We start from the raw sequence: 24,184 nt of genomic DNA on the forward strand, positions 1-24,184 counted from the left end.
TGTTTTCAATGATTTCTGTATTCATATATTGAGTATAATAATCAACAATAAAAAAGCAACTAATTTAATATAAAAAATTATTTACACACCCCGCCCTATATCTTTATTATTTTGTTTTCAATTTTAATCTTTATTTCCTTACTGCTTCAAACAAAAAAGCATTCCCGCCCAAGTTTTGATTAGATTTATAATTAACTAAACGCACGGTTAATAATTTTTTTAATATTAGTAATATTATGTATTATAACTTAATTTATATTTGTTGTTTTATTTAGCGTGCGGTATTAAATTTTTTAATTAAATACAAATTATGATTGACATTTTATTATTTTTATAATAGAGTAATCGGCATGCGGAGCGGGTAAACGCGGTATTTAAGTAACTAATACTGAGGAAAGTCCGTACCTCTAAAGGGCATCATGCAAGCTAACGGCTTGAAGGCGAAAGCCTATGGAAAGTGCAACAGAAAATATACCGCCAATTTGGTAAGGGTGAAAAGGCATGGTAAGAGCATACCGCATTTGTGGCGACATGAATGGCAGTGTAAACCCCATGAGAGGCAAGAGCAAACAGAAACGGATTGCCCTTTTCCTAAGTTTCAGGTAGCTCGCTAGAATATTATAGTGATATAATATCAAGATAAATGTTTACCTTAAATGACAGAATACGGCTTATAGCTCCGCTTACTTTTTATAATAAAAAAATATCTTACACATATAAAATATTATCCTAAACAAGTAGATTATATATTAATATTTATTATCTATTATTATTTTATTATTCTCATGTCTTACTTCAAGTTTCTACACTTTTTCTAATGAAAAATCAAAATACTATCTGTAATGTTCACCTCTTCTCTTTTCCATTTCAAACATAATTAAAACCAATATTTTAACTGACAAAATGAAGCATCGTACATTCGTAATAAATAACTTAGGTGAGAGCAGATTATATAAAATAAAAAATATGTAATACTTTTTATCTTAAATTATAGATAATTACAAACTAATACAATTATGTTCATGTATCTGTTTATTATATTCATTATTATATTTTGTTTTTTAGATTTATTACAGCTATTTATATTTATACTCTGTCTGCTACGTCGTTTAGTATAATATTATAATCTTGAACATTTTCTATATTAAGCAGATGCCCCGCATTTTCAACTATAAATATATTTTTTTCTGGAGATATTATCGTTTCAAAATATTTTTTTACTTCTATAGTTGGAACCTGCCAATCATGAGAACCGCATATAAAAAATATAGGTATTTTAAAACTCTTATAAGAACTTATATCAAAATCTATAAGATAATCCAAAAGATTTTTATTAACTTTCAAAACTGAAATATATGCAAAAAGATCCTTCAAAGAAAATATAGGACTCTTTCTTATAATATTCATAAGCTTTAGAGTTCCTTCATGATAGCCTGCCAATCCGTATTTTACTTGTATAATTCTAAATTTCATTACAGCTTTCCAAATATTATCTTTATCTATATTAAAAGGATAGTCTCTCATCTCTTCCATTTTTTTTATGTATTTTTTCGACTTTGAGTTTTTTACTATTTCAAAACAATGAGTAAATGCTGTCTTTTCTCCTTTAAGAAAGTTAACAACTTGCCCCATTCCTATATAAGCTGAAACATAATTATGATACTTTTTTATAAACTCAATACCCAAAACAGTCCCCCAAGAATGTCCAAGCAAAATTATATTATCACTTTTGTATTTTATTCTGACATAATCTATTATGCATTTTAAGTCTTCTATTAGATTTTCAATGGTAATATCTTTTGTTTTAGTATTATTTTTTATTTGAGTTCTACCTGCTCCTCTTTGGTCATAATAAATCAAATTATAGCAGCTTTTATAATTTTCTGTTATATATAAAAAATGAGCCTCAGATTGTGCAGGACCTCCATGCAGAAATATTATAGTCTTATCAGACTTTCTATAATAATGAATAAGATAATGCTCTATTCCGTTTACTTTTATATACTCTTCATAAAAGTCTTTGTAGTTTTTCATAAATATTTCCATTTAGTACAAAATTGCGGGACTTATATATGTCTTTCACCTATAAGGCAGTTAATGTCTATATTCCTAGTTACATCTTTCCTCTTTTGTGTGTCCCTGCTCAAATTTTTTTTTGAAGATATATATACTAGGTTTAAATTCCCGCTATTTCCAACTATATTAAATAAGTTTAGTTTTTACCTATTTTTAAAAAATGTCAATAACTAAAATAAAAAATTTTTAATTATATATTATGGTGTAGTTTGTATATAATTTCCAAAATTGCTGTATTATAAAACATAAATGTGCTCTAAATAAAATGTATGGTAGTCTGATATATTGCATTTAAGTATTCCTTAATTTATTAAAGTAAACAAGCGGTGTGCTATAATTTTGCATCAGAATGTATGTGTTTATAGTCCCAAAAATTGTTATATTTTCTTAATTTCAGATTAGCTTTCTCTAAAGTTAATTCCTGATTACAAAAGTCATAAAATTTTTTTTGGTCAAAGTTATGTACTTCGTTGCTCTGTATACTGTAGGCAAGGCATCTGCTCGGTGTTAATGCCTCACTATGCGGAAAGACTGCATTTTTTGACTAAAATAGAGGTATTATCATACATTTAAAACTTATTTTATAAATAATTAGTAATACTTTACTATTTATAACTTATCATTATATTAATAAATTGGTCAAAATTTATAAACTATATTTGTTTAGGTATAAACTAATTAAGTATTATATTTATAATAAAAAATAAAATAATAAGTTTATAAAAAAATATTTTTAATATATAATGTTACCTATTATATTATTTTGAGGAGATTATTTTATGTCTGAAGTAAAAAGAATAGCTATAATAGGAGCTATGGATTCTGAAATAACCAATTTTAAAGGTATGATAGAAAATATAGAAGAAATTGAAATAGCTAATATTACTTATTATAAAGGAGTATTATGCGGAAAAAATGTAGTATTATTAAAATCTGGAATAGGGAAAGTTAATGCCGCCATTGCTACAACTATAGCTATAGAAAGATTTAATGTAGAAAAAATAATATTTACAGGTGTTGCTGGTTCTGGAAATCCAGATTATGATATATCTGATATAGTGATATCAAAAGATTTAATAGAGCATGATTTTGATACAAGCGATTTAGACGGAGATGAACTTACTGTGCTTGTAAAAGGCTATGATAAAAATTATTATCCTGCTGATACTTCTTTAATACAATTAGCAAAAGAATCTGCACAAAAAGTGATTACTGATAATAAAATATATATTGACACTATAGCTACAGGAGATCAGTTTGTAGGTAATAATCAAAAAGTTAAGCAGATACATAATAAGTTTAAAGCAGGTGCTATAGAAATGGAAGGAGCTGCTGTAGCTCATGCTGCTTTGATGTATAAAGTGCCTTTTGTAGTTATACGTTCATTATCTGATAAAGCTGACAGTGATGCGGTAGTAGATTTTCCTAAATTTGTTGTAAAATCAGCTCAGAACTCTATGAAAATAGTAGTAGAAATGCTTGAAAATATGAAATAAAAATTTTAATACTGATAAACAAAAAGCTGATAATCAAATAAATAAGATTGTCAGCTAACTTTATAATAAATAATATATAAACGACTAGGAAATATATAATATCAAATAAGAGTCATAAAACTTATTGTTATATATATATACAAATTTACTATTGAAAATATTTTACATTTGTAATATAATCTGTACTATTAATTAACATAATTATATTAACATAATATTGGAGCTTCAATGCCTGATAAAAGAACAATATTAAATGGAAATGGAGTCGGAGATGATGTTGCAATAGGAAACTCATTCTTATACACGGCATCATTAAGCACGCCTGTATATAAAATAGAAGAAGATGATATAGAAGAAGAATATAAAAGATTCGATGAGGCTATAAAAAAATCTAAATTAGAAATACAGGAATTACAAAAGCATGTGGATAATAATATAAAAAATATATTAGCCATGCATATACTTATGCTTGAAGATAATGTTATAATAAGACAGGTAAAGGATGAGGTTAAATTAAAACTATTTAATGTAGAATATATATATGATACTATAATTTCAGGATATTTAGATAAATTATCTAAAATAAATAATAAAATGCTGTCAGAGAGAACCAGCGATATTGTAGATATAAAATCAAGACTTATAAGAAATTTAATACAGCCCAATTCAGGAGATTATTCTCAAGTTCCTCCAGACAGTATAGTAATAGCAAAAACTTTAACTCCAAGTGATGTTTTAAAATTTAACAGTATAGGTGTTAATGGCTTTATCATAGAAAGCGGAGGATATACTTCGCATGCAGCAATACTTGCAAAGTCATTTGGAATAACAACGATATTTAATATAGCAGACATTTCAAACAAAATAAAAAACGGCAGAAAAATTATAATAGATTGCAGAAGCAGTATAGTAATAATGAATCCAAGTGAAAAGGATATAAAAAATTATACTATTCTATCAGAAAATATAAAGCAATTTAAAGAACAATCTATAATAGATGCAAAAGAAGATGCTGTAACAAAGGATAATATAGAAATAAAGATACATGCTAATATAGATATACCCGAAGAAACAGAAAATGTATTAAAACATGGTATAAATTCCATCGGATTATATAGAACAGAATTTTTGTATATATTTTCAGAAGAAGATAGTGCTACAACATTACCTACCGAAGAACTGCAGTTTAGCGTGTACAAAAGAATAGCATCTAAAATGAAAGGCAGAGTAATAATAAGAACTTTAGATATAGGCGGAGATAAAATGACTCCTGCTTTAGGATTAGATTTCAAAGAAGATAATCCATTTTTAGGATGGCGTGCTATAAGATTTTGTTTATCCAATAGACAGGTATTTAAAGATCAAATAAAAGCATTGTTAAGAGCATCTCATTATGGGAACATAGAAATAATGATTCCTATGATAAGTACTTTAGAAGAATTTATAGAAACTAAAAAATTTATAGAAAATATAAAAGATGAATTAAGAAAAGAAAAAAAAGAGTTTAATGAAAATATAAAAATAGGAGTATTAATAGAAACACCATCAGCTGCTGTTATAATAGATTTATTAGTAAAAGAGGCTGATTTTTTATCAATAGGTTCAAATGATTTAGTACAGTATTTGATGGCATGCGATAGAACAAATGAAAAGTTAAGTTATCTTTATAATCCTATAGACATATCAGTTTTAAGAACTTTAAAAAATGTAATAGAAACAGCTAAAAAGGCAAACAAACCTATAACATTATGCGGTGAAATGGGAAGTGTGGGAGCATATACTCCTATATTATTAGGACTTGGTATAAGAGAATTATCAATGTCAGTTACATCAATAGCTAAAATAAAAAATATTATTAGAAGCATAAGTATAAAAGAATGTGAAAATCTAGTTAATGAAATGCTTAATAAATGCGACAATAATTTTTCTAAATCTATTTTAAATAGTTTTATAAAAAGAATAAATGTAAAAAATTATAAAGGTATAAGTGAATGAAGAGAATTTTATTAAACACTATTATTTCTGTATTATTCATAATATTATTGCAGTCATGTAAGGTTGCAAATTCATTAAATGAGTATCAAAAGTTAAAAACAATAGAAAAAACAGAAGATTATGGTTCTTTAAGTGATTTTTTAAAAAATTTACCCAAATCAGAAGAAGAAAATGCTCAATCGCCGTACAATGAATTAACGGCATTTATTACTGGAAGAAATCAAATACTGTCATCAAACTATAAAGAAGGTTTTGAAACCCTAGCAAGATTCTTATTCACATACCCTTCAAGTTATTATGAAAGCGAGGCTTCCTATCTATTAGGTCAGGCTTTAATATATATGGTAGAAAATGATCCTAATTATATAGAACAATTTTACAAGCAATTATTATCAGAAGGTATAGTAGAAGGAGAAGAAAATAATGATGATGCTGTTACAAATGTAAATACTTCTTTAACAAATATATACCGTCAGCTTGGTATTGTAGTGAAAGACGGAAAATATTATTTTAACGGATATACATTTGACAGAATACTTCAGGATGAAGAAAGTGCTTTTCCTCTTAAAGACTTTGCATACTATTTTAGTATAAGACATAGATTCAGCAATATAGAAACTTCAAATGATAAATATAAATTTATAACAAATGTAAGCTACCTAAAAAGATTTTCAGACAGATACAGAACAAGCATACTTCAGGAAAATATACTAAATAATAAATCATACTTTCCAGATACTTGGCAGTTTCAATTAACAGCAGAAGAAAAGAGAAATTATGATGAAATAATAAAAATTGTAAGAAACAGAATAGATGATATAAAAGCCGAATATGAAGAACCTAATTATGTTATAGGAAATGGTGTTATAATAAGAGATAGAATACCAGCAGTAAGTACAGGAGAAAAAGAGCTTTATAGATTATATAATTATGATTTTGTAAGCATATTAAAGAGAACTAATGTATACAATACTAAAACAAGGGAGAATGAAAACTGGGCATTAGTAAAATATGATACATACTACGGTCCTATAGTAGGATGGAGTTATGCAAGATATATGACTAATAATATAAAATATATAGAAGATATATTTGATAATTACAGGTCTGCCATGAATTGTTATAAAAATTATGATTATTTAAAAGCATCAGATTTCTTTTCCTATGTACTAAATAATCCTCAAACCAATTATTTCACAGATAAATCAGTGTATTTCTTATGGAAGGTTAACAATAAAATAGGAGAATTGGTAAGTTCTAAGAGTAATCCGTATTATAATTATGTATTAGATTATCCAAAATATTTTTATTACAATACAAATAATAATGTACTTCAAAGTTCAACATTATTATATAACTACTTGATAAAAATACTGCCTACTAACCCTTATAGATTTGTTATAAGCGGGGATAGTGAGGCAGAATACAGTGTAGACTAAAAAATTATAAAATATAAAAAGGCTGCCAATTATTTGACGGCCTTTCTTAATTATAATAAATTTTATTATTCAGCTTGTAATGAAGTTAAAACAGCCAAATCAGCAATATCCTGAGCAGAACATCCTCTTGAAAGGTCATTAGCAGGTTTAGCAATACCTTGAAGCATAGGACCTATAGCAGTACATTTACCTACTCTTTGAGCTATTTTATATCCAATATTTCCTGCATTCAATTCTGGGAATACAAATACATTAGCATCCCCCTTAATAGGAGAACCAGGAGCTTTTTGAAGTGCAACTTTTTCTACCATAGCAGCATCAAACTGCATCTCTCCGTCATAAGCAAAATTAACATTGCGTGAATCTAATATTTTTTTAGCCTCTCTTACTTTTTCAACAGTTTCATGTTCAGCAGAACCTTTAGTAGAAAATGAAAGCAAAGCAACTTTAGGTTCTATTCCAGTCATAGTTCTATAAGACTCAGCAGTTGAAGCTGCAATATCTGCAAGCTGTTCAGCAGTAGGATCAGGTATAACAGCACAATCAGCAAAACAAGCTATACCATTACTAAATAAATTTTTATCAGGACTTTCCACAAAGAATGTAGAAGATAATGTTTTAATACCTTTTTTAAGACCAATTAAAAATAAAGCAGCTCTAAGCATTTCTCCAGTTGCATAAACGGCACCTCCAACCATACCGTCAGCATCGTTAGAAGCAAGCATTGCAGCACCTGTATAAACAGAGTTATTAATTATTAAATTCTTAGCTTGATCCTTAGTCATACCCTTTTTCTCTCTAGCTTTAAATAGCATTTCTATATAGCCTTCTGTTTTAGAATCTTTGTTAGGGTCAAAAATTTTAGCAAAATTTCCATCTAATTCTAATGAATTTTCTTTTGCTAAAGCCTCTATTTTTGCAGTATCTCCTACCAATATTACACCCTTAGCTAATTGATCTCTTTTTAGTATAACAGCTGCCTTAACATGTCTTTCATCATACCCTTCAGCTAGAACTATAGTTTTAGGATTAGTTTTAACTTTTTCTTTTAAATTGTCCATAAATGATGCCATAATAAAAAACCTCTTTAAAATAAAATTACAATTATATTTTAATGCATAAATAATAATTTTGCAAACATATACCCATAATATGTATTATTTTTATATAAAAAAAGCACCCGCTATAAAAATAGCAGGTGCCTTATAATAAACTTATAAAATTATAAATCTTCTCTATTAAATGGCATAGACATACACCTAGGACCTCCGCGTCCTCTTGATAATTCAGCAGAAGGCATTATATGAGTTTTTATTCCAGCATCCTGCAATACTTTATTAGTTACAGTATTTCTAGAATAAACAATAACTTCTCCAGGAGCAATGGCCAAAGTATTAGATCCGTCATTCCACTGTTCTCTAGAAGCAGCAATCAAATCATTACCTCCGCATTTAAGAATTGTAACTTTATCCAATTTTAAATATTTGGCCAAAGTTTTGTCGACATCCATTGTTTCTTCTTTAATAGATATATCCCCATTTTCACCTCTAGTAATAGCATAAGTAGTTAAAGGTCCCTCAATCTCAGGATGCATTACAAATTTATCTCTGTCAATCATAGTAAATACTGTATCAAGATGCATGAAAGCACGTTTTTTAGGAATATTAAATGCCAATACAGTTTTGAAAGAAGTATTAGCATCAAATAAGTTAACAGCAAGTTTTTGAACAGATTCAGCATCAGTACGTTCAGAAATACCAATAGCAAGCAGCTCTTTAGAAAGTATCAATTCATCGCCGCCCTCTATAGATGTAGTATCATTTCTCTTATACCACATAGGAACTTCTTTTCCTTTAAATCTAGGGTTATATTCAAAAGTATACTTACCAAATAATGTTTCTCTGTTACGTGTTACAGTACGCATATGATTTAAAGATACGCCATTACCTATAATAGCAAACGGATCTCTAGTAAAGTATAAATTAGGCATAGGATCAACAGCAAAAGGATAATCTGGATCAAACACATCAAAAAAACTTCCTATATATCCGCTAATCTCATCTTTCCTTACACCAGACATCATCTTCAATACCAGCTGTTTATTATCTTTGATATCGGAATAAAACTTTAATAATAAGTCTTTCTTTTTACCATAAGCATTCAAATCATCAACAAAGTCCATAATAAACTGATCTCTTACCTTAGAATCAGATATACTCTCAGCAGCCAAATCTTCCAAATACAATACTTCTACCCCATTATCTCTTAAAATTTTAGCAAAAGCATCATGTTCTTCAATAGACGCATCTAAATAAGGTATATCATCAAATAATAATCTCTCAAGTATATCAGGAACTAGATTTTCTAATTCGAGATATGGTCTGTGTAATAACACAGTTTTTAATTTTCCAATTTCAGAATAAACATTTAAACCGTTGTCCATAAAATTCTCCTTTTATCATATCACCTATTATTATTAAGCTTTTTTAGTTTGAATATCCTCGTCTGGGAATCTTTTCATACCGTTTCCAACAAAACCAGCTACTAAATAAACTATAGAGCCTAATAAACCAGCAAGTATAGGAGCTTCAACCCAGCCAACATTTAATTTTAATATAAATATTGTACTAGTAATTAATCCAACAAGCATAGAAAGTAATGCAGCTGTTATATTGGCTTTAACAATAGGTCTCATCATAATAGGACCAACAAACATAGCTATCAAACCGCCAGTACCTATATAAGCTATTTGATTTAACATACCTTGAGGAGCAAGATATGTTAATATTACACCCCATACGCCTGTAAATATAACTCCGAATCTATTAATTAATGGACTGCTTTTCTCAGGATTTCCAGATATAGAAACAATTAAATCGTGTGAAAGAGCTGAAGCCAAAGCCTGTAATACAGAGCTTATAGTAGATAACATCGCAAACAAGATGAACAATATTATAAGTCCTTCAATTGCAGGCGGTAAATAAGTAGTTAAGAATACTGGCATAGCACTGTCTGGATTAGCCAAACCAGGTTGTTTATAGAACATATAAAGACCTGTTATAGGAATAAGACTTAATATAATTCCTATAGGAGCCATTATAAGAGCCATTAATGGTATATTAACATTATCTTTGAATGATAAGAATCTAACTGACATATAAGGCAATGTTGTTGTGAATAAGAAAGCATAAATAAATACCAAAAATACACTGTATTTAGCTTCACCATAAGGAACTGAACTTTCTGGGTTAATAAATTCAGGTTTCATTTCACCTACTTTTTGTATAAGTTCCAATAAAGGTATATCTTTAACTATAGTAAAGTATACTATTAAAGAAGCTACAACCATACCCATACACATTATAGTATCAGTAACAGCAACTGCAAGCAAACCGCCTTGTACTGTAAATATAATGATAACTATCATCAATATAATAGAAGCTGTATGTTCAGGAATACCAAGCCATTGAGAAGCAACCAAACCAACAGCTCTGATTTGTCCTATTATGTATACAGATAAGAATACAAAAGTAGCTAAACCGCCTAATCCATGTACAATTCTTTTCTGTCCGTTTGGACCTCTGTGTGTTGAAGAGATATATTCAGGAACAGTAAAACCGCCGCTTTCTTCTGCTCTTCTTTTCATAAATCCGGCAAAAAACAATGTACCGAAAGTTATAGCAGGAGCAAAGAAGAAATTAGCAAATACTTCTATAGCACCATAAGCATAAGCTGTACCAGGAGAACCAATAAACCCCCAGCCGCTGTAACCTGTAGCCATTAAAGTACCAGCACCTACAAATGCACCTATAGATTTAGCTCCTAATAAAAAACCTTCAGATGAACCACCAGCATCACCTTTTTTAATTTTCATTTGAGACCAAAAACCAACTCCTATAAGAGCTAAAGAAGATAGTATAAAGATAATCCAGTTAGCAGTCATTATTTATTACCTCCCTTATTCTTATTCATTGCCCTCAAAACGCAAGCTATTATAGGTACAATAACCAATACAACGCACCCATAAATAAAATAATCCATTAACCAAGAACCAGTCATATTTCACACTCCTTGAAAAACAACGGGAGGCTTTAACCTCCCGCTAAAAAATTTTAATTTATTTTACCACTTTTTAACTTCCCATTTTTTGTAAGTAACAAGAGTAGGATCATCAACAGCCTTAGGGAAATAATCCTGACATGTTCCTTCACGGTAAACGTCAGCAGTAGCACAGTGTAAACCGCCTCCGAATGGGTAAGCATCACGGAATGGAACAGGAATAACATTCATTCCTAATTTATCCATTTGCTCTAATTGATTAGTTTCGCTAGCTTCTACTAATACTGTTTTATGGTCTAATACAAGACAGTTCATAGACAACCAAACACTAGAATAACAAAGTGGTGGAGGATCTTTGTGAGCAGGCTGAGCAGCATCAACAATTTCCCAACCATTTGCTTCAAATATTTTTCTTTGTTCTGTAGGAAGTTTTCTAGTAGGGTTATTAATTATCAAACCAGGTCTCAATGGAACAAATGTAGCATCAATGTGTATTGGATAAGGGTCTCCAGGGAAGTTTACAGCATGTACTCTAAAGTCTGGATATTGTCTTCTTAACCATTCCATAGCTTTTCTATTAGTAGTTAAACCATGCTGACAGAACAAGTCTTTACCAATTCTCATAATATCAGCAGCATCGAATAGAATTTCATGCTCAGTTGTTACCATGTGTAATTTTGCTGTTCTTTCTAATAAGATTTCTTCAGTTACATTTCCGTCAAAATAATGCATATCATAGCTGGCATCTCCAAGTTCAGGACGAGGTGCTGATATCCATCTGAATTCTGGATCATCATCAAAATATTGTCTTAATATTGGTGAATAAGCCAAATATTCAAAGTATCTGGATCTGAAAGACATAGGTGCTGAAATAATGTCGCTTCCTATAGTAAGAAGTACATCTCTAGGAGGCATACATCCAAACATACTTCCTGTCATAAAATGAGGTGTTACTACTGCTTGGTTCCACTGAATAGGAGTAGGTCTGTCTACTTTTACTCCATGTTTTTCTAGGATTTTGCAAAGGTTATCTAATTGAGCATTAGCCTTTTCTACTGTATCCAATGGTCTTGGACCTGTCATACCTCGCATTGGACTATTAAGCGGTACTTTAGCTTTTGAAGCAGGTTCAGAAGGTGCAATACAACAATTGTCTGCTCTACCTACTATAACATGTTTCAAAGGATCAAAATCATTCCATGAATTAACTATTTTCATATGGATCTCCTTTTTATTTTTTTATATAAATAATTGATTATACAACTATTTATTTCTAATGTAAAGTACTAAAATTTTAGACAGTATAAAGTAAAGTTATTTTATAACTATTGTTCCTGTTTTTCCTGCTATTCCATCTGCAGCTTTTTCCAAAGAGGTAATTAAAGCCTTACGTCCTGATTTAGATTCTGCAAACATCATAGCTGCTTTTACTTTAGGAAGCATAGAACCTGGAGCAAAATGTCCTTCATCTATATATTTTTTAGATTCATCTATAGTCATTTTTGAAAGCCATTCTTCATTAGACTTGCCAAAATTAATAGCAACTTTTTCTACTGCTGTCAATATTATCAAATAATCAGCATCTAGTATTTCTGCTATCTTAGCTGAAGCAAAATCTTTATCTATAACAGCTGGAATACCAATTAATTTATCGCCATCAACATAAACAGGTATTCCGCCTCCGCCTACAGTAATAACAACTGTACCAGCATCCATTAATGTTTTTACTGTATCTTTTTCTACAACATCAACTGGTAAAGGTGAAGCTACAACTCTTCTATAGCCTCTGCCTGCATCTTCTTTAAATACATCGCCTGTTTTTTTTGCTTGTTCTTCTGCTTCTTCTTTTGAATAAAATGAGCCGATTGGCTTGGTAGGATTTTGGAAAGCTTTGTCATTTTTATCAACAACAACTTGGGTAATAACTGTAGCTACATTCTTATTGACTTTCCTACGCCTCAATTCTTCGCTTATAGCATTCTGAAGATGATAACCAATATAACCTTGACTCATAGCACCGCATTCAGGAAAAGGCATATTTGGTATATTAGAAGCTGTATCAAAAGCTAAATTAATCATACCAACTTGAGGTCCGTTGCCATGTGCAATAACAACGGTATGTCCTTCCTGTATCAAATCTACTATAGGCTTTGCTGTATTTATTACAGCTTCAAGCTGTTCTTTTGGATTATTACCTAAAGCGTTACCGCCTAATGCTACTACTATTTTTCCCATTTATTACTCCATAAATTGATATTATAGTGGCAAACTCATTACCACTATAATATTCTTAAAATTTATTTAATTATAGTTTACCAATAGTTGCTACTATAACTGCCTTAATAGTATGCATTCTATTTTCTGCTTCATCAAATACTCTTGAATATTTACTTCTAAATACTTCATCTGTTACTTCCATTTCTTTCAAGCCAAATTTTTCATGTATTTCTTTACCTGTTGTTGTATTTAAATCGTGGAAAGATGGAAGACAATGTAAGAAAATAACATTAGGATTACCTGTTTTCTTAATCATATCCATATTTACTTGATAAGGCTTCAATAATTTGATACGTTGTTCAAATTGTGCTTCTTCTCCCATAGATACCCATACATCTGTATAAATAACATCTGCTCCTTTTACATCTTCTATACTCTCGCTGAAATTAAGAGAAGCTCCTGTTTCTTTTGCCACCTCTTTCATTTCTTTTACTAAATCTTCTGAAGGCCATAATTCTTTAGGAGCAATACCCCAGAATTCCATTCCCATTTTTGCCGCACCAATCATAAGTGAATTACCCATATTATTTCTAGCATCACCTACATATACAAATTTCACTTTATTAAATGGTTTTGGAACATATTCTCTTACTGTCAAAAAGTCAGCAAGAATTTGAGTTGGGTGATAAAGGTCTGTTAAACCATTCCATACTGGTACTCCAGCATTATTAGCCAATATCTCTACTGTTTCTTGTTTAAATCCTCTAAACTCTATACCATCATAAAACCTACCTAAAACTTTGGCTGTGTCCTCTATAGATTCTTTCTTGCCCATCTGACTATCACTAGAACCTAAGAATGTAACACAGCCGCCTTCATCCATAGTTGCTACTTCAAATGCACACCTTGTCCTAGTTGATGTTTTTTCAAACAAAAGAACTATATTTTTTCCTTCTAAAAGATTTCCTTTTATTCCTGCTCTTTTTTTAGCCTTCAAATCAGCAGCTAAATTTAATAAATAATCGATCTCATCAGGAGTAAAATGTTTTAATGTTAAAAAATTTCTTCCTTTCAAATTTACTGGCATGTTTAACCCCTATTTAGTTTTATTTGTAAGAAATAATTAATTATCTAATTATTCATAAAACTAGTATATAAACTTTTAATTGCTTGTCAAGAAAGTACCAAAAAAATATATCAAAGATAACAATTAAAGGAAAAATTTAATATAAAATGTGAATATATAATCATTAATAGTAATTAATAAAGATAATAAAAAATATATATATTGTAAAATTTAGATACAAAATAGTAAATAACTTATACAAAAACAATAATATAATTTAACAAAATAATAAAATTAAGTTATAAATACGTATGTTAATACTATACCATAGAATACTATAAAAGAATAAAAAATAATTACTATTTATTTTATACTGCCGCCTATTTCACATATAAATATAGCAGACATCATACATATACCCCCTATAACAAAATTAACAGTAAGAGGGTCTTTCATAAATATAATACCGCACAAAGCTCCTAAAAATGATTCTAAACTCAATATTATACCAGCTTTGCTAGGAGCAACATATTTTTGAGATACTGTTTGTAATAGATAGGCTATACCAGTTGCACCTATTGCTAAATAAGAAAGAGAATATATGCTTTCACTGGATACAGCATCTATATTAAAAGGTCTTGATGTAATAATACCAATTGATAAAGAAATTAATCCTGCTATTATAAGCTGCAATGCTGACATTACAATACTATCTACATAATTAAGTATTTTATCAACAAGCATCAAATGCACCGCAAAAACCACAGCACATAAAAGAACAAGTAAATCGCCTGCTTTAATAGAACCTATGCCGTCAAATGATGTTAATAAGTATAAACCTATTACTGTTATAATAGCTGCTATAAATGCTGCAATATGAGGTCTTTTTTTATACATAATCCAAGTAAAAAACGGAAGCAATATTACATAAGAGCCTGTAAAAAATGCTACTTTTGAAGCTGTGATAAATTTAGTACCCATTGTTTGAAGGAAAAAACCCAAGAAAAGAGCAATTCCTACTGGTATTGATAATAATATATCTTTTCTCTTTACATTGATAATTTTTTTGAAAAATATAATTGATAAAAATATACCGCCTGCAAGATTCCTAAATCCTACAAGATAAAAAGGGTCTATTTCCTGAACAACTACTTTAACTGCAACAAAGCTATAGCCCCAAATTAATGCAGTTAAAAACATTCCAATAGTACCTAGTCTTTCCTTATTAGCCATATTTTATAATCCGATTAATATTAAAAATGAAAGATGTAAAAAATCAAGATTTTAATTTACTTTGAAATAAATTAACTATTTTACTATAGCCTTTCTCTTTAGCAATATAATACTCTTTTTCTAATATATTTTCACTAAAATCATCTATTTCATAGTATTTAATTAACTTCTCACATATCTCAAAATATCCATTTGAAGAAGCAATATATAATGCTGTACATCCATTAGCATTTTGATCTTTAATTGAGGCATTATTCTCTAATAAGTAATCAACAACATCCAATCTTCCATTATCAGCAGCTATCATCAAAGCAGTTTCTTTAAATTTACTCTTTTTATCGATAATATCTGGATACAAATCTAAAATATATTTAACTATATTCATATACCCTTTAGCACAAGCAAACATAAAGGCATTCCATCCATTCACATCATTTTCTTCTATATTGACGCCTTTTTCAACTAAATATTTTACAGATTTAAGATTATCATATATAACAGACCACATTAAAGGAGTAATACTCTCGCCGCTTTTATTTAATGACATTCCATTTAATAAAAGAAGCTCAACTATATCTATATTTCCAGATATTAATGCATGTACAATAGCATTTCTATCTATACTGTCTATAGCATTTATATATGCATTATTATCAAGTAAAGTTTTTACTATCTCTATATTACCAATGTATGAAGCATACATAAGGGGAGTTACATCATCATCATCAGCTTGATTAATATTAACATTATACTTTATAAGCAAATCTATAATTTCCTTACTTTCATTCTCTATAGCTGAAATCAAAGCAGATTTACCGTTATCAGATACTCCATTAGGAGATACGCCATTCATAAGCAAATAGTTTACTATATCTTTATGTCCTGCAGAAGCGGCAATTGCCATAGCTTTAGGTGCTTTCTTTTTAGAGTTATCAAAGAAATACCTTACAACATCCAAGTGTCCGTTATAAGCTGCTGATATAAATGCACTTGAAAATACATTATGCTGTTTATTTGTCCCTAATTTTGAATGTATATAATGAACCAATGCCAAATTTCCGCTTATAGCTGCTACAGTTAAAGAATATTTGGGTATCTCTATATTACCCCTATTAAGTATATATTCAACTATATCAATATTGCCGCTGGATATGGCATAGGATAAAACAGTTTCTTCATATATATCAACATCATCGATATTGGCATTATGATCTATTAAGAATTCAACTGCTTCAAAATTCGATTTCTGACATGAATACATCAAAGGTGTAACATTAATATCTGTTTTAGCATTAACATCAGCACCATTTTCAACAAGTATCTTTATTATATCAAGATAATTCTCAGAACATGCATAATGCAAAGGAGTTTCGCTATTGCAGTTGCTTAAATTTACAGAAGCTCCATTTTTTATTAATATATTTACTATATCAGTATGACCATTGGCACAAGCATTCATTAATGGTGTTATATATAGTTGATCTGGTTTATTCGGATCTGCCCCAGCTTTAAGTAATAATTCAACTATTTCTTTATATCCTGATTTTGAAGCATGTGTTAAAGGAGTTAAACCTAATATATTGCTTAAATTTATATCTATATCCTTATTCTTTAATAAAATTTCAACAGCTAAAATATTATTATTAGCTGATGCCTCATGCAATTCAATCTCAATCTCTCTCATAACTAATAAACCTCATTTATTACAAATTTAATATAAAAGATTAAATAGTCAAATATATTTTTATTATTTTTGAGTTTTTTATGTGGCTGTCATTATAAATTAATTATGTTAATTTAACAATATTTTTTTAAAAATTTTTTAAAAATAGTAAAAAAAATATTACTGCATTATCATAAATGCAATAGTAGCTATAGAGCAGTATATAGCAGTTCCAATTATATCACATATAGAAGTAAGCATAGGTGCTCCGCTTATTGCAGGATCAATATTAAATTTTGTTAATATAAATGGAAGAGAAAGACCTATCACGCTGCCTATAAAAACTATGCTAAACATTGATACGCCTACAATAGAAGCTATTTCCAATCCTCCGCGTATTATTCCTAGTATATATGCTCCTACTGCCATACTTAAACCCAATATAGAAGCCACTATCATTTCTTTTGAAAGCATATAAAACCAATCTTTAAGTACAACATCTCCAATAGCAAGCGAACGTATAACAAGCGTAGCAGACTGACTTCCAGCATTGCCTCCGCTGCCTATAAGAAGGGGAAGAAATACAACCAAAACTATATGTTTCTGCAAAGTATTTTGAAATATTCCTATTACGCCTCCTGAAAATATATTTATAAATACTAATATTAAAAGCCATAATATTCTCTGCTTATACAATGTTAATATTGGAGTAATTTTTAAATTATCATCAAATTGATCCTCGCTTGAAGTAATACCAGCCATTTTATGAAAATCATCAGTATACTCTTCTTCGGCAATATCCATTATATCATCTATTGTAACTATTCCTATCATATAATGCCTGTCATCAACAACAGCAAGAGAATGAAGATTATATTTTTTTATTATATCAATAGCATTTTCCTGTTCATCATAAACGGATATATAAGGACAATTATTGATTATCTCTGATATAAGTACATCTTTATCAGTAAAAAATAATTTTCTTAAAGTAATAGAACCCATTAATGTTCTTCTTGAATCTATTACATAAATAGTAGTATAAGTTTCAGAATCTTCTATATTGCTTCTTACATATTCAAATGCCTCTCCGACAGTCCAATCAGGTTTTATTGTTATATATTTTGGCGTCATCAAACGACCGATACTTCCTTCTGGATATGCAAGCAGCCATGAAGCCATCTCTCTCTCTTCGCTGCCTAATAATTTTAATATATTTTCAGACATCTCCTGAGGTATTGACTCTAAAAAATATGTTCTGTCATCAGGATTAATATTTTCAAGCAAATCTTTAATATCAGCATTATCCGTATTTTCTATGATTCTTTGCTGATCTATTGGAACAAGCTCTGGGAAAACACCTAAACGATAATCTCTTGGAAGAATATTAAAAAGTTTGCTCTTATCTTCATTCTTTAAAGATGTTATTAAATTAGCAGTTTCAACCTCCTGCCATAATGGAAGTATATCACTTAAGGCGTCCCATTCCTTCTCTTCTATTAAATCCTCAATCTCTGGCTGTAAAAGTTCTTTAAGCATTCTGCATCATACCTCATAAGTAATACAAAAAATAAATTATAATTAATTCTTAGTACCAACCAAATATGTACCTAATTGTATTCCAAAATCGAATGAATGTATATTATATCTTGAGTAATTAGGATTTTTATAATTCATAGCAAAATCATAATTAAAATATAATCCAGCTGCTATAGCAGAAAAGCTGTTTAAATTATATTTAAAATCTATTGTAAACTTAAGATATGGTATAACTGCCGTTGTAAAAGAATTTTTTATATCATCACTATTTAATTTAGCACTATAATCCCCATCTTTAATATTTGCTGCCAAAGGTATTTTTACTCCTGAACCAATACCCAATGATAAAACCAATACAGTAACTCTGAACATAGCTCCTACATTTACTGTATCAAAAGTGTATGAAACTAAACTTCCGTCATTAGAATTTCTATAATTGTAAGAACTTCTATAATATCCTATATCCGCTAAAGCATCAAAGCCTAAAAGTCCTCCGAAATCATAAAAATATCCTGGCTGAAGCAATACTCCAAAATCAAAGGCACTTCCGCTTTTAAGTATATTTAATTTACTTCCGTCCAAACCTCTAACATCAGAAAATGCAAAACTTCCTGTTAATGGTACAAATAAAGCAACACCTCCCCCATGCTGTGCAAATAAGGCTGAACTAAACATAAATGCTAAAAATAATGATGTTATAATTTTTTTCATATCATACTCTCTTAAATTATATCTTTAGTATTATAATATAAAAAAATAATATAATGTCAATTATTTATTTAATGCAGAATATATAAAATGGGGCGGGTGGGCGGGGTAAATAAATAATAAAGATAATTTTAAATTATGTTTTTATATATACTATAAAAAAAATCAAACTTCTATACTGAGTCCGTCATAAGCAGGATACATATTAGAAGGCAGCTCTTTCTCTAAATGTCTATGCAAAACATCATGCGTCATGTGTGTAAAATACGCTTTTTTTACTCCAAGCCTATCAGCTATATTTACAGATTCTTGAAGTGATAAATGAGTATGATGAGGTCTGTATCTTAAACCATTCAAAACTAAAACTTCTGTACCCTCAATTAATTTTAGACTTTCATCGCTTATATAGCTTGCATCTGTTATATAAGTAAAATTATTAAATCTATAGCCTAATATGTTTAAAATACCATGCTTTATAGCAATAGGAGTAATTTTTATATCATCAATCATCATCTCTTTTTCTATATGATGAAATACAACCTGAGGAAGTCCTCCTCCAATTTGAACAGGATTAAAAAAATAATCATATTTATCCCTCAAATTATCCATAGTATCCTTGTTGCCATAACAGTCTATTGAAGTATGCATAATAAAATTCAATGATCTTAAATCCACTATACCTGAAGTATGATCAGCATGAGCATGAGTATAAAATACTGCCTCAAGACTGTCAATTTTTTCTCTTAACATCTGCTGCCTGAAATCAGCTGAAGTATCTACTATATAATTTTTATTATTATGCTGAATCAAAATAGATGAGCGTGTTCTTTTATCTCTTTTATCTTTACTAGTACAAACTTTACATTTGCATCCTATCATAGGCACACCGTCAGAAGTGCCTGTTCCTAAAAAAGTTATTTTCATATAATCTGCACCTCCATTTATTATTTATAATTAATATTATATAGTTTTTATTCTTAATATCAATATAGTATTTTAATAAATAAAGGTGCATTCAAAATAGGTATATTATTAATCGATTTTCATTATAATCCATTGAATAGCAAAGGCATCTTCTAAGATTTCACCAAGCAAAAGTCCTACATTCATTAATTCATCTCCAGTATAAACTCTATCTGAATCATTTACTTTATATTTTGATTTTGAATCTAATCCTTTCAAACGCAAACGCTTAGTTACTAAATTAGGTACTACACATATTTGAACATAATTTACAACTATAGTTTTCTTATCAATGCTTTTATGAAGCCAAGCATATTCATTTCCAGAATCTAATCCTTTTAAACGGTAAATACTTCCAAATTGAACAGTACTTCTTATGCTTTTATATACTTCTAATTTTTGAGCTATAACTTTTCTATCTTCTTCGCTTATTTTATTTAAATTAAGTTCAAGTCCCAAATTTCCCCACATAGCAACATTAGCCCTTGTTTCTATTCTCTCTTTTCTTCTAGTTTGATGATTAGGTATATCGGATACATGGCAAGCCAAATATATAGAAGGATATACCAAAGAAGCACCATACTGTATAGCAAGCCTTTCTACAGCATCAGTATCATCACTAGTCCAAACCTGAGGCATATAATAAAGCATACCAGCGTCGCATCTTCCTCCGCCTCCTGCACAGCTTTCAAAAAGAACATTAGGAAAAGCATTAACTATATTATCTAATACTCTGTAAAGCCCTAACATATATCTATGAGCTTGTTCCTTTTGTCTTTCTGGTTTTAAATAAGATGAACCCATATTAGTAATATTTCTATTCATATCCCATTTAATATATGTGATATTATTCTTAGAAAGCAGTTCGGTCATAAAATTAATTATATAATCACATACTTCTGGATTGCTTAAATCCAAAACATACTGATATCTTGAAGTTTCTATTTTTCTATCCTTTACTTGAATAGCCCATTCAGGATGCTTTCTAAATAAATCACTGTCTGGAGATACCATTTCAGGTTCAACCCATAAACCAAAACTTATTCCTTTTTTATTTATATCATCTATCAAACTAGATAAACTCCCTCCCAATTTTTTTTCATTAGGCGTCCAATCTCCGAGAGAACTTTTATCATCATCTCTTTTTCCAAACCAGCCGTCATCTAATACGAATAATTCTGCTCCTATATTTTTTCCCTCTTCTACTAATTTCAATAAACTTTCCTTATTAAAATCAAAATAATTAGATTCCCAGCTGTTAATTAAAATAGGGCGTTCTTTATAAGCATATCTATCTGACATCAAACAATCCTGATATAGCTTATGGAAAGTTCTTGACATATCTCCTAAACCCTTATTTGTATATATCAAAACTGCTTCAGGAGTTTGGAACTCTTCATTAGGCATTAATGTCCAGCCGAAGTCGAAATCGTTTATTCCCATTTGAAATCTGGTATTTAAATGCATATCTACTTCGGCACTTATTATAAAGTTTCCGCTGTAAATAAAATTCATAGCAAAAACTTCTCCATTATTTTCATCAGTATTCGGAGATATTAAAGCGGCAAATGGATTTTGTCCATGTCCAGAAGCTCCCCTTATACTGCCTATAGACTGCATTCCCTGTTCTAGTTGTCTTCTTTTTATATGACATTCTCTTGCCCAAGCTCCTGCCAAATGAAGAAACTCAAAATTACTATCTTGAATATCAATATTAACAGACATTATCTTTTCTATATACAAAGTGTCTGAAGGATTTTTATTTATAACTTTTACAGATTTTGTTAAAGCATTATGTTTTTCAAATACTGCTAATGTAATTATAACTTCCACTTTTTTTAATTCATCAAATAAAGTTAATTCCAAAACTTCGCTGTCATCATTTGATAATACAGTAGGAAGACCATCTAATTTTTTCTTTGTTTTGTATATATTATGAGATTTATAACGCAAATCTGTAATTCTTGAACCATCTTTATGAATAAAATGAAAAGCAGGTTCTTTTAAATCTGTGTATCCGTAAGAAGGATATAATTGAGGTATAACTTCTAATTGAAACTTTTTCTTATTATCAGTATCAGCCATATAATTAGCTTCTGTAATACCGTCTATTACATAATCTATATCGCATGCTTCTATTTTTGCTCCCCAATATGGTAAAAATATATAATTATCTTCATGCACCATTAAAACTAAAGATGTACAAATAGTATTAAGAAAAAATAATTTCCTTCCTTTGCTATTTTCAATAATGCTTATCATTTTTTAATATCTCCTAAAATTAAAATAATATAAATAATTATAATAAATTCAATATAAATTTAAATAATGTTATTTTTAATAAAATAAAAGTAACCGATTACAAAATATAATAAAACAATAATTATATTTTGTCAACTTAAAAAATAATTCAGCTTCTTTTTTCTAAATAAGAAATAAGCTCTATATGATAAGTATCAGCAAACATATCTATAATACTTAAATCCAGCATATTATAATAATCTTTCATCAAATTAATATCTCGTGAAAAAGTCATAGGATCGCATGAAATATATATAATTTTTTTAGGCTTAACTCTTATTATCTCCTTTATAACTTCCTTATTAATACCATCTCTTGGAGGATCTAATATCAAAACATCAGCATTATAATTAATATTTTTCAATGTTATTAAAGCATCTTCATTTTTTATATTTAAACCATATTTATTAGCTATATATACAGAATCTTTACTTATTTCTGATGAAATAAAATTATAATATTTATTAAAACTTTTTAATTTATTTTCTATGGAAATAGTAAAAAAACCGCTTCCAGAGTAAAGTTCTATAAGTGTATTATCATTATCTCCTATATATTTTACAGCCTCATCTTGAAAAACATCAAGTAAATATAAATTACTCTGAAAAAATGTTTTATGCCCTATAGGAATACCTCCATATTTGGTATTATATAGCATACCTTCAATACCATAATTTTTAATATTTTTATTATGCTTGATAGTTATTCCTTTAAAATATTTTTCAAAAGATTTTATATTATTTTTTTTGTTTAATTCGATAAAAGCAAATGCTTCATTATTATTATTTTCTATAGAATATATACTGCCTGTTATATTATTTTCTTTGGAAAAATCTTTAATCCTTTTAAATAAACTTTTTTTTAAAATAATGCATTCGTCAATATCTACAAAATCATTGCTTTTAAATCTATAAAAACCTACATTACCATTAAAAGCTATCATATTAACTCTTAATCTATAGCCTTCATTATAATTAATATTTTTATTATAAATGATTTTTATATCTTTTATATAATCAAGATTTCTTATAGCATTTAAGACAATTTTCTTTTTTATATCAAGCTGTTTGTTATAATCAATATGACAAAATACGCACCCCCCGCAAATACCTGCATATTTACATTTGGGTTTTATTCTATATTCAGAAGGTTCTATTATTTTTTTTATAATACCATAAGAGAACTTTTTACTTTCTTTTGTAAAATATATATCTAATAAATCGCCCTCTACACTATGAGGTACAAATATAATCTTTCCATTTTTATCTTTAGCAATACCATATCCGCCATAAGCTGTATCTATAATTTTTACTTCCATAAAATAATTTTATCCGTACTAAAAAATGATTTTTTAATTTAATGAGTATCCAATCATAACTTTTTTATATATTATATTGTCGTTTATAATAAAATAACTTATAACTATCTT

Annotated in this window: 17 protein-coding genes, 1 other RNA gene and 1 pseudogene; 4 read left to right on the forward strand and 15 right to left on the reverse strand. The window is 28.9% G+C overall.

What is annotated here, in order from left to right; translation table 11 throughout:
- The first annotated feature begins 349 nt into the window (after positions 1-349).
- An RNA gene (rnpB, locus tag Q0J69_RS01385) (RNase P RNA component class A) lies at positions 350-690 on the forward strand.
- 396 nt (positions 691-1,086) lie between these two features.
- Here rnpB and Q0J69_RS01390 read toward each other — a convergent pair.
- Together Q0J69_RS01390 and Q0J69_RS14205 are read right to left on the reverse strand one after the other, a co-directional pair.
- The gene (locus Q0J69_RS01390) at positions 1,087-2,034 is read right to left on the reverse strand and encodes an alpha/beta hydrolase (protein ID WP_297203607.1); all 948 of its coding nucleotides are present in this window, start codon (positions 2,032-2,034) and stop codon (positions 1,087-1,089) included.
- Between the two features lie 373 nt (positions 2,035-2,407).
- Positions 2,408-2,539 (reverse strand): annotated as a pseudogene (locus Q0J69_RS14205) (transposase); the annotation flags it as partial.
- Between the two features lie 316 nt (positions 2,540-2,855).
- Here Q0J69_RS14205 and Q0J69_RS01395 point away from each other — a divergent pair.
- The 3 genes from Q0J69_RS01395 to Q0J69_RS01405 all read left to right on the forward strand — a co-directional run bounded on the left by Q0J69_RS01395 (position 2,856) and on the right by Q0J69_RS01405 (position 7,006).
- Positions 2,856-3,572, forward strand: coding sequence for a 5'-methylthioadenosine/adenosylhomocysteine nucleosidase (locus Q0J69_RS01395; protein ID WP_297203609.1), 717 nt, complete (start codon positions 2,856-2,858; stop codon positions 3,570-3,572).
- Between the two features lie 228 nt (positions 3,573-3,800).
- Positions 3,801-5,567 (forward strand): phosphoenolpyruvate--protein phosphotransferase, encoded by a 1,767-nt coding sequence (gene ptsP / locus Q0J69_RS01400; RefSeq protein ID WP_297203611.1) that lies wholly within the window; start codon positions 3,801-3,803, stop codon positions 5,565-5,567.
- The gene (locus tag Q0J69_RS01405) at positions 5,564-7,006 is read left to right on the forward strand and encodes a hypothetical protein (protein WP_297203613.1); all 1,443 of its coding nucleotides are present in this window, start codon (positions 5,564-5,566) and stop codon (positions 7,004-7,006) included. Before ptsP ends, Q0J69_RS01405 begins: the two co-directional genes overlap by 4 nt.
- Before the next feature lie 65 nt (positions 7,007-7,071).
- On the opposite strand, the gene pta is transcribed toward Q0J69_RS01405, so the two are convergent.
- The 13 genes from pta to Q0J69_RS01470 form a co-directional block, all read right to left on the reverse strand.
- Positions 7,072-8,079, reverse strand: a complete 1,008-nt coding sequence (pta, locus tag Q0J69_RS01410; RefSeq protein WP_297203615.1) for a phosphate acetyltransferase — start codon at positions 8,077-8,079, stop codon at positions 7,072-7,074.
- A gap of 149 nt (positions 8,080-8,228) precedes the next feature.
- Complete coding sequence (arcA, locus tag Q0J69_RS01415) at positions 8,229-9,449, reverse strand: arginine deiminase (protein WP_297203617.1); 1,221 nt, start codon at positions 9,447-9,449, stop codon at positions 8,229-8,231.
- Positions 9,450-9,482: 33 nt separating this feature from the next.
- Positions 9,483-10,949 carry a sodium:solute symporter family protein gene (locus Q0J69_RS01420; protein WP_297203619.1) on the reverse strand — a complete coding sequence of 489 codons (1,467 nt, stop codon included), beginning with the start codon at positions 10,947-10,949 and terminating at the stop codon, positions 9,483-9,485.
- Positions 10,950-11,128: 179 nt separating this feature from the next.
- The gene (locus Q0J69_RS01425; protein WP_297203621.1) at positions 11,129-12,283 is read right to left on the reverse strand and encodes a serine/threonine protein kinase; all 1,155 of its coding nucleotides are present in this window, start codon (positions 12,281-12,283) and stop codon (positions 11,129-11,131) included.
- Positions 12,284-12,379: 96 nt separating this feature from the next.
- A complete protein-coding gene (gene arcC / locus Q0J69_RS01430; RefSeq protein WP_297203623.1) occupies positions 12,380-13,300 on the reverse strand; it encodes a carbamate kinase in 921 nt (306 codons plus the stop codon).
- Between the two features lie 70 nt (positions 13,301-13,370).
- A complete protein-coding gene (gene argF, locus Q0J69_RS01435; RefSeq protein WP_297203625.1) occupies positions 13,371-14,369 on the reverse strand; it encodes an ornithine carbamoyltransferase in 999 nt (332 codons plus the stop codon).
- 342 nt (positions 14,370-14,711) lie between these two features.
- On the reverse strand, positions 14,712-15,581 hold the full coding sequence (locus tag Q0J69_RS01440; protein ID WP_297203627.1) for a DMT family transporter: 870 nt from the start codon (positions 15,579-15,581) through the stop codon (positions 14,712-14,714).
- Between the two features lie 43 nt (positions 15,582-15,624).
- Positions 15,625-17,265 carry an ankyrin repeat domain-containing protein gene (locus tag Q0J69_RS01445; RefSeq protein ID WP_297203628.1) on the reverse strand — a complete coding sequence of 547 codons (1,641 nt, stop codon included), beginning with the start codon at positions 17,263-17,265 and terminating at the stop codon, positions 15,625-15,627.
- A gap of 159 nt (positions 17,266-17,424) precedes the next feature.
- Positions 17,425-18,783 carry a magnesium transporter gene (mgtE, locus tag Q0J69_RS01450; RefSeq protein WP_297203632.1) on the reverse strand — a complete coding sequence of 453 codons (1,359 nt, stop codon included), beginning with the start codon at positions 18,781-18,783 and terminating at the stop codon, positions 17,425-17,427.
- Positions 18,784-18,825: 42 nt separating this feature from the next.
- Positions 18,826-19,494, reverse strand: a complete 669-nt coding sequence (locus Q0J69_RS01455; protein WP_297203634.1) for a hypothetical protein — start codon at positions 19,492-19,494, stop codon at positions 18,826-18,828.
- 162 nt (positions 19,495-19,656) lie between these two features.
- Entirely contained in the window at positions 19,657-20,415 is a 759-nt protein-coding gene (locus Q0J69_RS01460; RefSeq protein WP_297203636.1) for an MBL fold metallo-hydrolase, read from the reverse strand.
- 108 nt (positions 20,416-20,523) lie between these two features.
- The gene (locus tag Q0J69_RS01465; protein WP_297203638.1) at positions 20,524-22,716 is read right to left on the reverse strand and encodes an alpha-galactosidase; all 2,193 of its coding nucleotides are present in this window, start codon (positions 22,714-22,716) and stop codon (positions 20,524-20,526) included.
- A gap of 148 nt (positions 22,717-22,864) precedes the next feature.
- Positions 22,865-24,073: a class I SAM-dependent RNA methyltransferase gene (locus Q0J69_RS01470; RefSeq protein WP_297203640.1), complete on the reverse strand. Its 1,209-nt coding sequence runs from the start codon at positions 24,071-24,073 to the stop codon at positions 22,865-22,867.
- Positions 24,074-24,184: the final 111 nt, after the last annotated feature.

The sequence above is a fragment of the uncultured Brachyspira sp. genome, from assembly GCF_944388875.1.
GTDB lineage: Bacteria > Spirochaetota > Brachyspiria > Brachyspirales > Brachyspiraceae > Brachyspira.